13 protein-coding genes are annotated in these 11,692 nt (G+C 65.0%); 5 read left to right on the forward strand and 8 right to left on the reverse strand.

Annotated features, from left to right (window positions below):
• The first annotated feature begins 126 nt into the window (after nucleotides 1-126).
• The gene (locus OU426_RS10880) at nucleotides 127-1,032 is read left to right on the forward strand and encodes a hypothetical protein (RefSeq protein WP_267634009.1); all 906 of its coding nucleotides are present in this window, start codon (nucleotides 127-129) and stop codon (nucleotides 1,030-1,032) included.
• Between the two features lie 70 nt (nucleotides 1,033-1,102).
• Here the strand turns inward: OU426_RS10880 and OU426_RS10885 are convergent, their stop codons facing one another.
• The gene (locus OU426_RS10885; protein WP_267634010.1) at nucleotides 1,103-2,107 is read right to left on the reverse strand and encodes a Fe(3+) ABC transporter substrate-binding protein; all 1,005 of its coding nucleotides are present in this window, start codon (nucleotides 2,105-2,107) and stop codon (nucleotides 1,103-1,105) included.
• A 159-nt stretch (nucleotides 2,108-2,266) separates the two neighbouring features.
• Between OU426_RS10885 and OU426_RS10890 the strand changes: the two genes are divergently transcribed.
• The 3 genes from OU426_RS10890 to OU426_RS10900 all read left to right on the forward strand — a co-directional run bounded on the left by OU426_RS10890 (nucleotide 2,267) and on the right by OU426_RS10900 (nucleotide 5,958).
• Nucleotides 2,267-3,130 (forward strand): glycosyltransferase family 32 protein, encoded by an 864-nt coding sequence (locus OU426_RS10890; protein WP_267634011.1) that lies wholly within the window; start codon nucleotides 2,267-2,269, stop codon nucleotides 3,128-3,130.
• Between the two features lie 123 nt (nucleotides 3,131-3,253).
• Entirely contained in the window at nucleotides 3,254-5,368 is a 2,115-nt protein-coding gene (locus tag OU426_RS10895; protein ID WP_267634012.1) for an OmpA family protein, read from the forward strand.
• Between the two features lie 116 nt (nucleotides 5,369-5,484).
• Complete coding sequence (locus OU426_RS10900; RefSeq protein WP_267634013.1) at nucleotides 5,485-5,958, forward strand: DUF1203 domain-containing protein; 474 nt, start codon at nucleotides 5,485-5,487, stop codon at nucleotides 5,956-5,958.
• 166 nt (nucleotides 5,959-6,124) lie between these two features.
• On the opposite strand, the gene OU426_RS10905 is transcribed toward OU426_RS10900, so the two are convergent.
• From OU426_RS10905 to infC, 6 genes are all read right to left on the reverse strand, one after another.
• Nucleotides 6,125-6,496: a DUF1761 domain-containing protein gene (locus OU426_RS10905; RefSeq protein WP_267634014.1), complete on the reverse strand. Its 372-nt coding sequence runs from the start codon at nucleotides 6,494-6,496 to the stop codon at nucleotides 6,125-6,127.
• Between the two features lie 9 nt (nucleotides 6,497-6,505).
• A complete protein-coding gene (locus OU426_RS10910) occupies nucleotides 6,506-6,928 on the reverse strand; it encodes an SRPBCC family protein (RefSeq protein WP_267634015.1) in 423 nt (140 codons plus the stop codon).
• Complete coding sequence (locus OU426_RS10915; RefSeq protein ID WP_267634016.1) at nucleotides 6,867-7,262, reverse strand: ArsR/SmtB family transcription factor; 396 nt, start codon at nucleotides 7,260-7,262, stop codon at nucleotides 6,867-6,869. The genes OU426_RS10910 and OU426_RS10915 overlap by 62 nt, the downstream gene beginning before the upstream one ends.
• Before the next feature lie 56 nt (nucleotides 7,263-7,318).
• Nucleotides 7,319-8,107: a 23S rRNA (adenine(2030)-N(6))-methyltransferase RlmJ gene (locus OU426_RS10920; protein WP_267634017.1), complete on the reverse strand. Its 789-nt coding sequence runs from the start codon at nucleotides 8,105-8,107 to the stop codon at nucleotides 7,319-7,321.
• A gap of 28 nt (nucleotides 8,108-8,135) precedes the next feature.
• A complete protein-coding gene (locus tag OU426_RS10925) occupies nucleotides 8,136-9,398 on the reverse strand; it encodes a SulP family inorganic anion transporter (protein ID WP_267634018.1) in 1,263 nt (420 codons plus the stop codon).
• A 138-nt stretch (nucleotides 9,399-9,536) separates the two neighbouring features.
• Complete coding sequence (gene infC, locus OU426_RS10930; RefSeq protein WP_267634019.1) at nucleotides 9,537-10,025, reverse strand: translation initiation factor IF-3; 489 nt, start codon at nucleotides 10,023-10,025, stop codon at nucleotides 9,537-9,539.
• A 237-nt stretch (nucleotides 10,026-10,262) separates the two neighbouring features.
• On the opposite strand from infC, the gene OU426_RS10935 reads away from it, so the two are divergent.
• Nucleotides 10,263-10,688: a hypothetical protein gene (locus OU426_RS10935; protein WP_267634020.1), complete on the forward strand. Its 426-nt coding sequence runs from the start codon at nucleotides 10,263-10,265 to the stop codon at nucleotides 10,686-10,688.
• Nucleotides 10,689-10,822: 134 nt separating this feature from the next.
• Here the strand turns inward: OU426_RS10935 and OU426_RS10940 are convergent, their stop codons facing one another.
• Nucleotides 10,823-11,647 (reverse strand): ferredoxin--NADP reductase, encoded by an 825-nt coding sequence (locus OU426_RS10940; protein ID WP_324289811.1) that lies wholly within the window; start codon nucleotides 11,645-11,647, stop codon nucleotides 10,823-10,825.
• Between the last annotated feature and the right edge of the window lie 45 nt (nucleotides 11,648-11,692).

Raw genomic sequence — 11,692 nt, forward strand, 5'->3', positions numbered from 1 at the left:
TTCGTGACGAATTCCAACCGGCACAGTGACAAGAAGACCGAGGGAAAGTCCAGTGCCGCAGGAGCGCCAAAAGGCCGCCACAATCGCAGGTAATGGTTTCTTAACTCTCGGGGACAGGGTTGAGACATGGGCGAACATGACCAGCCGGTCTTCCTGCATGTGGGCGGGACGACCACCGGTGCCGAAGACCTCGTGGTCTATCTGGCCGCCAACCGCGCCGGGCTGCGGCGCGCAGGCTATGGGCTTCACTGTTTCGACGTGATCGGCGGCGAGGTCGACGGGCTTTCTGACCTGATGCCGGGCCCGGCCGCCGACGAGGCCGCGATCACGGATGCGGCCGCGCGGCTCGCCCGGCGGCTTGCCCCCGACCGCAAGGCGGGGGAAGAGGGCTTCGTCCTCTCCATGCCCGACCTCGCCGGTCCGATGCCCGAACTGCTGCTTGGCCGGTTCCACAGTGCCGCCCGCATCCGGGCGCGGACGCTGGCGCGTGCGCTCGGCCAGCCGGTCGAACGTCTGGTGATGGTGGTGCAGCCCTATGAGGTGCTGTTCCACGCCGCCTGGATGCGCCTCGCGCTCGACCGCCGGATCGACGCTTTCGCCGATTATGCCGGTGTGCTGGCCGCTTTCCGGGGCGGCTGGGCTGATCTGGGCTCTATCCTCGTCGAGGAACTGCAGGTGAAGGAGCTGGTGGTGCAGACAGCACCCGTGACACCCGCCCGGTTCGTCGCCGATCTGGTGCCCGGCCTCAGGCTGCGCCAGCCGGTGGAACCGCAGGCCAAGCCGCGCGTGACCCCGAGCGCGGTCGCGATGGTCCAGCGCTGCCTTGCGCAGGGGACCCGCCTGCAGCCCGGCCAGCGCGACCGGCTGATCGCCTTCCATGCGCGCCAGCCGCAGATCGTGCCGGACTACGGCTTCTCTGCGCTCGCGCTCTCGGATCTGCGCGGGCGCTATGTCGCCGATCTCGCCTCGCTGCAACAAGATCATCACGCCATCGTGCATGGTGCCACACAAACGGCGCTTGCCGCCGAATAGGGGATAACCTCAACACAAATGAAAACGCCCGGCAGGTCCTGCCGGGCGTTCTTGTTTCAAGGGGGGGCGATCAGCCGTCGAAACCCACTTCTTCCATCAGCTTCAGCGCGGTGGGGCGCAGCTTGGCGATCTCCGACAGGTTCAGACTGTCAGGCGTGAACGCGCCCCAGCTTTTCACCAACTCCGACTGCTCCACGCCCGGCTTCACCGGGAATTCATTGTTGATCTCGGCATAGATCTTCTGCGCTTCATCGGACGACAGGAACTCCATCAGCTTCAGCGCCGCGTCCTTGTTCGGCGCGGCCTTGGTCATCGCCACGCCCGAGACATTCACATGCGTGCCGCCGCCTTCGAAGGTCGGATAGACGATCCTGACCGAATTGGCCCATTCGGTCTGTTCGGGGTCCGCGAGCATCGCGCCCATGTAATAAGTATTGCCGAGCGAGATGTCGCATTCGCCCGCCCAGATCGATTTGACCTGATCGCGGTCGCTGCCTTCGGGCTTGTGGGCGAGGTTGGCGCGCACCGCCGCCGCCCATTCCTTGGCATAGGCCTCGTCGTGATGGCCGATCATCGCCGCCATCAGGGCGAGGTTGTAATCATGGGTGCCCGGGCGTGTACAGATGCGGCCCTTCCATTTCGGGTCGGCCAGATCTTCGTAAGTCGTCACCTCGCCATCCTGCACCCGGTCTTTCGAGGCATAGACGATCCGTGCGCGCGAGGTGAGGCCGAACCACTGGCCCGCCGGGTCGCGATATTCGGCCGGGATATTCGCGTTCAGCACGTCGGAGGTGACCGCCTGCGTGACGCCCGCATCCACCACCTGCTGCAGCCGCGCGATATCGACCGTCATCACCAGATCGGCCGGGCTGCGGTCGCCCTCGGCCACCAGACGCTCGACCATGCCCTTGTCAATGGTCGCGACATTCACCGCGATCCCGGTTTCCGCGGTGAAAGCGTCGAACAGGGGCTGCACCAGTTCGGGCTGGCGGTGAGAATAGACATTCACCTCCTCGGCCGCTGCCTGACCGGCGGCGGTCGCGATGAGCAGGGGGAGAATAACGGTCGCGCGCATTGTTGATTCCTTTAGTCGGGATTTCATCGTCTCGATACGTCCCGTGCGGCAGCCTGTCAATCCTTACTAATTCTCTCTGACATAAACTCTATGCCCATATCTTGGCAAACTGGCGAAGGCCAGTGATAGATAGCTCGTGGAAACGGGAAGGGACGAGTGATGGGGCAGGACTATCAGATCGCTGCGCTCTGGATCGGCGGCGATCTCAGCTACCTTGAGCAGCTTTGCCTGAAATCCTTCCTCGATGTCGGCCACCATCTGAGGCTCTATTCCTACGAACCGATCGGCAACGCGCCCGAAGGGATCGAACATGCTGATGCGAACGAGATCCTGCCGCAGACCGATTTCCTGCGCCATGCCCGCACCTCAAGCCCGGCGCTGCATTCCGACCTCTTCCGCTATCACCTCTTGAAGAAAGTCGACCGCACAATCTGGGCCGACACGGATGCCTATTGCGTGAAGCGGTTCGCGACCGCGACCGGGCATTTCTTTGCTTGGGAGAGCGACAAGGACGTGAATGGCGGCGTGCTCGGCCTGCCGCCGGACAGCGAGGCGCTGGGCCAGCTTCTGGAGTTCACGCGGGACGAGTTCGCAATCCCGGTCTGGTATGGCGAGAGCTACCGCAAAGAACTGGAGGCCGCGCGCGATGCGAGCAACCCCGTTCATGTCGGCGATCAGCCCTGGGGCGTCTGGGGGCCGCATGCACTCAGCCATTTCCTGAAAGCGACGGGCGAGATCCGCCACGCGCTGCCGCGCGTCGCGCTCTATCCGATCGGCTTCAAGGACCGCATCCTCCTCACCCGTCCTGGCGTTCCCATGGCTGATCATGTGACGCAGGACACCTATTCGATCCATTTCTACGGCCGCCGGATGCGGCGGCGGCTGGTCGAGAAATTCGACGGTATCCCGAAACCGCGCTCGATCATCGGCCAGCTCTTGAAGAAGCACGGAATCGACCCGACGCTGGCGCCGATCCCCTATCACCCGCGGTCTTCAGACTCCGAGGACGCCGACGACGCATGAGCCCGAAAGGTTGGGCCGCGCGACGGCGGTTCGCCGCTCAGCACGGGACCTCAGCGGAACCGTTATTGCCTAACGGGCGTTCTCTTCCGACGTTGGGTCGAATGCAGTTCCAAGGGGAAATCCATGCTTCGTATGTTCAAGTCCTCCACGGCTCTGGTTGCGAGCCTCTCGATCGTGGTGCCGAATGGTGCCGTCTTCGCGCAAGAAAGTACGCCGGACATGAGCCCGGCGATGATCTGTGCCGACGGGTCTCAGCTGCCTTGTGCGGACGGGGTTGAGCCTATTGCCGCCATGATCTGCGCCGACGGCGCCGCGCTTCCGTGTGCGGAAGGCGTACAGGAGATCGCCGCACTGGTCTGCGCCGACGGCGCGGAATTGCCCTGTGCCGAGGGTGTCGAGGCGATCCCGGCGCCCGTCGGCGAACCGATGCCGGAAGCGGCTGTCGATCCGGCGCCCGAGGCGGCGCCCGATGTCACGCCCGAGCCCGCCGCCGAACCGGTTCCGGAGCCTGCACCTGAAGCGTCCCCCGAGGCCGCAGAACCTGCGCCCGAGGCTGTTGAACCTGCCCCAGAGGCCGCAGAGCCTGCGCCCGAAACCGTCGAACCGGCCCCGGAAGCGGTGACAGAGAGCCCCGCCACCGAGGAGCCTCCCGCTATCGACGAGGGCACATCGACAGACCCCGCGCCGGCCGAGCCGGTTGTCGATCCCGTACCTGCGGAGGAACAGCCTACGGCAGAGGCGCCGCCGACGGCGACAGAGATGCCGGCCGAGCAGCCCGCCGCGCCAGCCCAGGACGTGCCATCGGCCGAGGAACCTGTCGCGCCCGAAGCCGAAGCGCCCGCCGCACCCGAAGGTGCAGAGGCGCCGACCGCCGACGATCTCGAGAAGGCGCTGAGCGAAGAGCTGAACGGCGCGGAAGGCGAGCCCGCACCAGAGGCGGCAGCCGAACCCGTACCCGAGGCGGCACCCGACAGCACGGCCGAGCAGGCCGCCGAGACGCCGACCGAGCCGGCAGACCTGCCCGTGGTGAATTCGGCCACCGCAGATATCGCCGAGGAACTGGCGGCCGAGGGCAATCTTCCCTCTGCCGAGGTCGTGCCGGAGTTGCCGGTCCAACCCGATGCGGAAAGCGGTGAAGCCCCGGTTGCCGAAGCGGCGCAGATCCTGACCGAGGCCGCTGGCGGCGAAGCAGCCGCGTCGGCCACCGCCGAGGTTCCGGCCGAGTCCGTCACCCAGATCACCGAAGAAGAGGTAACGGAGGCTACCGCCCGTTCCTCGTCCGAGGATTTTGCCAACAAGGTGAATGAGGTCGCCGGCGCTGCCGCGGCTGCAAATGTCGCCCAGCCTCAGGTGGTGGAACGCAAGAAGGGCCTCTCGGATACCGAGAAGCTGCTGCTTCTTGGCGCCGGGGCGCTCGTGGTCGGTGCGATCTTGTCGAACAACCGCAAGGTCGAGATGAACTCGGGCGACCGGGTGATCGTCAGCCGTGACGGTCAGTATTCGGTGCTGAAGGACGATGACGCCCTTCTGCGCCAGCCGGGCGCGAAAGTGCGCACCGAAACCTTCCGTGACGGCTCGACCCGTACGACCGTGACCCGGACCGACGGGACGCGCATCGTCACGATCCGCGATGCCGAACAGCGCGTTCTGCGCCGCGTCCATATCGCCGAAGACGGCACGGAGACGCGACTGATCGACGATCTCGCGACCTATGAGCCTGTCGTGGTCAGCACGCTGCCGAAGAGCCGCCCGTCGCCCATCGAGGTGACGACGGCCGACGAAGACGCCCTGCGCGTGGCGCTGGCAACCCAAAGCGACGCGGGCCGCCGCTTCAGCCTCTCGCAGGTCCGCAACATCTGGGAAGTGCGCTCGCTGGTGCCGGTCATCGACCTTGACACGATCACGTTCGAAACGGGTTCCGCTGCGATCCGGCCCGATCAGGCCAAGGCGCTGGCGGGCTTGGGCAAGCTGATCCAGGCCTATATCCGCAAGGACCCGTCCGAAGTGTTCCTGATCGAGGGCCATACCGATGCGGTCGGCGGTGCCGCCTACAATCTCGCCCTGTCCGACCGCCGGGCGGAATCGGTCGCGCTGGCGCTCACGGAATATTTCGGCGTCCCGCCGGAGAATATGGTGGTGCAGGGCTATGGCGAATCCTTCCTGAAGGTCCAGAGCCAGGGCGACGAACGCGCCAACCGCCGTGCGAGCGTCCGCCGGATCACCTCGCTTCTGCGCTGATCATCCCTCTTGGCGCGGCCGGGCGGCCCCTTTGGGGGCCGCTCTTCTTATGCGCAAGCTTCGGGTCGCCCGCGTGCGGTCCCGGTGGCAGGGTGGTCCGGTGAAAGGAGCCATCCATGAGCCTACATTTCGAACCGATCCCAACCGCCCAAGTCCGCGCGATCCGCGCCGGTGGACCTGACGCCAACGGCATGCCCGCCGAGCGCGGCTTCATCTCCGAAGGGCGGGGCGAGCCCTGCCGCCATTGCCTGAGCCAAGTGCCGACGGGCCGAGAATTCTTGATCCTCGCCCACCGACCCTTCCCTGACCTGCAGCCTTATGCCGAATGCGGGCCGATTTTCCTTTGTGCCGACGATTGCCCGGCCTGGGAGGGGGAGGGCGTGCCACCGATGCTGACCATGTCGGAAGACTATCTCCTCAAAGGCTACCGCGCGAACCACAGGATCTTCTACGGGACCGGCAAGGTCGTGCCGCGTGCCGAGGTCAGCGCCTATGCCGAGGTGCTGCTGGCCGATCCGGATGTCGCCTATGTCGATGTCCGTTCGGCCCGTAACAATTGCTTCCAATTGCGCATACGCCGGCGTGATTGACATAGATCAAGAGGTGGCCGCGGGGAATCGGCTAGACTGAAGGGGCAGGGCGATCTCTCCCTTCACCGCTTCGCGGTAGCCGTTGATCGCCCGGTCCCGGACAGGCTCCCTCCCTTCCGCCTGTCTGAATCCTTCGCTGCGGGCCTAAGTGCCCGCAGCGCCTTTCTCACAAGATCCCTTGCGCCGCGATCATCAGCGCGCCCATTGCCAGCGGATAGGTCCCGTCGACCAATGCGGCGCCCATGGTTTTCTGGCTGAAGAGTCTGCCCGCGAACTGCAGGACGCCTACCGCGAGGATCGCGGCGAGGGCCGTCCAGAGATCATTCCGGACCGCCGTCAGCCCCACCACAAACGCAAGGAAGAAGGTGCCCGCAAGCTGCGCCAGCATGGCGGCGACGGGCGGGCGCGCGGGCGGCGAGATATTGTGGCTGCCCGCCGCCCAGATCCGACCGAAAAGCGGGCCGAACCAGACCATGCCAAGTGCGAAGGCGGCGGCGGTGCCCAGAAGAACCGCAGGCCAGTTGATGCCGGTCTCCATGTCCTCTCCTCAGGCTGCGAGCTTGCCGAGCACGTCGAGGATCCGTCCCCAACCCGCCTCGTGATTGTCGCGCGATTCGTCGCTTGGGAAGCGCACATGGGTCAGCGTCACTTTCGTTCCAGTCGCCTCGGGCGCGAGGTCGATCGTCACTTCGCTGTCGTCGGCGGAGAAGGGCGATTCCCAGCCGAAGCGGATGCGGCTGTGCGGGGTCAGCTCGTGATAGGTGCCCGCGTGGGGAATATCGCGCTCGCCCACCCGCATGATCATCGAAAACCTCCCGCCCACCCTTGGATCGGTCGTGCAGTCGGTGACGGTGACGCCTTCGGCGGGCAGCATGAACCGCGCGAGCGTCTCGGCGTTCAGCCAGGCGTCATACACTTTTCTCGCCGGGGCCGCGATCGTGCGGCTGACGGTCAGTCTGAGGTCGCTCATCTTGTGCCTCCTCGGTCAGAACCTCGTTCAGGGCATCGAGCGTGAGCGACCAGACAGAGCGCAGCCGGGCGAACCAGCGATCAATCTCCCGGACCGGTTCGAGGTCGATCTCGATCAGATGCTCGCGCCAGACGGTGCGGCGGTGAACGAGACCGGCGGCTTCCAGGACCTTGATATGCTTGGACACGGCATTAAGGCTCATGTCGAAGCGCCTGGCGATATCCGTTACCCTGAGCGCGCCTTCCTGCGCCAGAAAGGTCAGGATCGCGCGCCGCGTCGGGTCGGACGCCGCCTTCAGGATCTCCGTCAGCGAATCGTCTGTTCGCTCAACCATATGGTGGAATTACTCTTCGCAACACATTCAGTCAACCATTTAGATGAATGAAAGGATCACCGACGGTTTCCAACCAGCCGGTCCAGCCGCGCTGCCTCGACTTCTGTCCCGAAAGGTGTGTTGACGATGAACATGCCCGATCCCACCATCCCGTGCCCATCGCGGGCGGGGGGAAAGCGCAGTTCGTGCTGCAGGACTTTTGGGAAGTTCATGGCGGCGAGGGCCGCTGTCATCGGCCTGTGCCGCCCGTCAGTAAGGATCGGATACCAGAGCGCGATGGTGCCGACGTTCCATTTGCGGTGGATCGCGGCGATGCGTTTGGGGATCATCTCGTAATCGGCCTTCACCTCCCAGGACGGGTCGATCAGCATCAGCCCCCGGCGCGGCTCGGGCGGGGTGAGGGCAAGCGCCATATCCATCCCGTCGGCCTTCCGGCAAGCCACCGGCCAGGGCAGCATCACGGCCAGAAGCGCCTCATATTCCTGCGGGTGCAGTTCGCAGACCGTTGCCCGGTCGTCGGGCCTTAGGAGATGGGCGGCGACCAGCGGCGAGCCGGGATAGGCGCGCGGCCCGTGGTCGCGTCGCACGGCCGTCAGCACGCGCGCATAGGGGTGATCCTTCGGAAACCAGCCCTTCGCCTCGGCCAAGTCGATCCCCACCGCCGCCTCGCCGGTCTTCGCGGCCTCGGCGCTGCCCAGATCGTAAAGGCCGCGTCCGGCATGGGTCTCGATATAGCTGAAAGGTTTGTCCTTCTTGCCCAGATAGTCGAGCATCACGGCAAGCAGCGCGTGCTTCTGCACATCGGCCATGTTCCCGGCGTGATAGGCATGTTGATAGGAAAGCATCGTCCCTCCGGCGGTCTCGGCCCCGGGGTCAGCGGTCCGGCGCTTCCCAGTCGGCGGGGGGCACATTGCGCCGTCTGAGGCGAATGGCAAGCCCAAGCGCCACGCCGACGCCGATCGCGACCGTGAGGTCAACGAGAAGGGTGAGGAGCATGGTCATGACCAGCAAGACCTTGTCGGATGTCCTGAGCCGCAGATAGTGCGGCCAGTGATGCGGCTCGCTCATGTTCCAGGCGGTCAGCATCAGAAGGGCGGCAAGCGCGGGCAGGGCCATGTGACCGACGAGCGGCCCGGCGACCAGAAGGCAGGCGAGCAGCACAATTGCATGAATCATCCCGGCCACCGGCGTCTGGGCGCCCGCACGGACATTCGTGGCCGTCCGTGCGATCGCGCCGGTCGCGGGCAACCCTGCCACCAGAGACGAGGCAAGGTTCGCCCAGCCCTGCGCCAGGAGTTCCGCGTTCGGGCGATGGCGGCTTTGAAGCATCCGGTCGGCGACCATCGCGGAGAGAAGCGATTCCACGCCCGCCAGGAAGGCGATGATCAGGGCCGACGGGAAAAGCGCGACCAGACGTCCGGGCGACAGGTCTGGCAGCCCCGGCATCGGCAGCCGGTCCGGCAGGGCGCCGAAGCGGCCTTCCAGCGTCTCGACCGGCAGGGCGAAGGCCCAGACAAGGGCCGAGGTAAGGCCGACCGCAACGATCAGGCCAGGCCAGCGCGGGAAGAGGCGCCTGAGGAGGATGATCAGCCCGAGGGTGGAAAGGCCGATGCCGAGCGCCCAGGGATTGACCGCGCCGCGCGCCGCCCAGAGCACCGGCAGCTTTTCCAGGAAGTCGGCGGGCATATGGCCGAGGCTCAGCCCGAGGAAATCGGCGATCTGGCTGGTGGCGATGATCAGCGCGATACCAATAGTGAAACCGTTGACCACCGGCTCGGGGATATATTGGATCAGGTTTCCGGCCCTGAGATAACCGGCGCAAAGAAGGATCAGGCCCGCCATGAAAGTGGCCGTCACCAGCCCGCCATAGCCATGTTCGGCTATGACCGAAAAGACCACGACGATGAACGCGCCGGTCGGCCCGCCGATCTGCACCCGGCTGCCGCCGAGCGCCGATATGAGGAAGCCCGCGATGATCGCCGTGATCAGCCCGTCCGCAGGCGTCGCCCCCGAGGCAATGGCAATCGCGAGGCTGAGCGGCAGCGCCACCATCGCCACCGTGAGACCGGCGAAAAGATCGGCCCGGAAGGTCGCGAGACTATAGCTGGGAAGCGTGTCGGACAGAGCGGGGCGCACGGCTGGACCTGAGATAGGATCAGCCGCAGAGTTCCATGTTTCCCGCAATTTGGAAAGGGATTTGCGCCCCTGTGGCTGGCGCGCGAAAACAGAAAGGGCCCCGATAGGGGGCCCTTTGCGTCCGTCTGCCGAAAGGTCTTACTTCGGCGCGATCATCATCACCATCTGGCGGCCTTCGAGCTTCGGCATCTGCTCGATCTTTCCGGTCTCGGCCACATCGGCCGCCACGCGGTTCAGAAGCTCAAGCCCCAGTTCCTGGTGCGCCATTTCGCGGCCGCGGAAGCGGAGCGTGATCTTCACCTTGTCGCCTTCGCCGAGGAACTTCTGCACCGAGCGCATCTTGACGTCATAGTCATGCGTATCAGTGCCGGGGCGGAACTTGATTTCCTTGATCTCGATGATCTTCTGCTTCTTGCGCGCTTCGGCCTCGCGCTTCTGCGTCTCGTATTTGTACTTGCCGAAATCCATGATCTTGCAGACCGGCGGCTCGGCATTGGGCGAAATCTCGACAAGATCGAGCCCGGCCTCCTCGGCCAGTTGCATCGCCTTGAACGGGGTCACGACCCCGACATTCTCGCCATCCGCGCCGATGAGGCGGATTTCCGGGGCGCGGATACGGTCGTTCACGCGGGGGCCGGTATCTCGTTGCGGCGGGGCGTTGTGCGGTCTGCGGGCTATGGCGGCGTTCCTTCTTTTGTTGCCGGTAAAGTGCGCGGAAAATAGACGCGCGCGCCGCCGCTTTCAACCCGGATTCCGAGGGTGCGCTTCGGGGCAATTCCCTTTCCAAACAGGCGATTTTCTGTCATAGCGGGCCCGCAGCGCGCGGGACAGACAGAAAAGCGCGCGACTTTGGGAAGGATTATCATGAACAGAAACGTCATCATCGCGCTGATCATCGCCATCCTCGCCGGTGGCGGCTACTGGTACTACACTGGTCAGCAGCGCGCTGCGGAAGAAGCGGCAGCCGCCGCGAAAGCCGCTGAAGAGGCTGCCGCCGCCGCCAAGAAGGCCGAGGAAGAAGCCGCCGCCAAGGCCGCCGAAGAGGCTGCTGCCGCCGCGAAGGCTGCCGAAGAGGCCGCCGCCAAGGCCGCCGAAGAGGCTGCTGCGGCCGCTGCCGCTGCCGCCGAGGCCGCGCCCTTCGACGCCGATGCGCTGATCGCCTCGATCGATGGCTCGTCGCTTGACGATGCGACCAAGGCAACGCTGAAAGCCGCCGTCGAAGCCGCCCGTGCCAATCCGGCGCTGGTGCAGGCCGCGGTCGATCAGGTCAAGGCCGCGCTCGGTCAGTAATCGCCGTCAGACATGCAAAACCGCGCCGGGTGACCGGCGCGGTTTTCTCTTTTCGGACCTCTGGCGCCAAAATCCTTTCAAAGGATTTTGGCAAATTTTTTCCTGAAAAAATTTTGCCCGGCCCGGCGTCGCGGTCAGATCCCGTCGCCGACGAAAGCCTTCTCGACCACATATTCCTTCGGGTCGGAATTTGCGCCTTCGCGCAGTCCGAAGGCTTCGAGCACTTCTTTCACATCGACGTTGAAGGCCAGCGACCCACAGACCATCGCGCGGTCGGTCGCCGGGTTCATCGGCGCGATGCCGTAATGGTCGAAAATCCTGCCGCTTTCCAGATTGTCGGTGATCCGGCCCATCAGCGGGCTCTCTTCCCGCGTGGTCGTGGGGTAATAGCGCAGCTTGTCGCCGATCATCTCGCCGATCAGCGGATCGTCCTTCAGGCTTTCGACCAGCTCCCGTCCATACTCCAGCTCCGCGAGCGTCCGGCAGGTATGAAGCATGTAAATTTCTTCATATTTCTCATAGGTCTCCGGCTCGCGCATGAGGCTCGCGAAGGGGGCGATGCCGGTGCCGGTGGCCAGGAACCACAGCCTCTTGCCCGGCAGCAGCGCATCATGGACGAGCGTCCCCACCGGTTTCGGCCTGAGGATGATCTCGTCGCCCGGCTGGATGTGCTGGAGCTTCGATGTCAGGGGCCCGTCCGGCACCTTGATCGAATAGAATTCCAGCTCCTCGTCCCAGGAGGGAGAAGCGATCGAATAGGCGCGGAGAAGCGGTTTGCCGTTCTCGCCCAGAAGCCCGATCATCACGAACTCGCCCGAGCGGAAGCGCAGCGACTGGGGCCGCGTCACCCGGAAGGAAAACAGCCGGTCCGTCCAATGCTTGACCGACGTCACGGTCTGGGCGTCGGGCAAGTGTTTCGCGGCGGGGGAGGACGTGCTGGTTGCGGCGAGATCGTTCACGGGGGAGCCTCGGATATTTGTTTGTGCAGAAACGAACGCGGGGCC

The sequence above is a fragment of the Frigidibacter sp. RF13 genome (assembly GCF_026626305.1).
In the GTDB taxonomy this organism is placed as follows: domain Bacteria; phylum Pseudomonadota; class Alphaproteobacteria; order Rhodobacterales; family Rhodobacteraceae; genus TMP-24.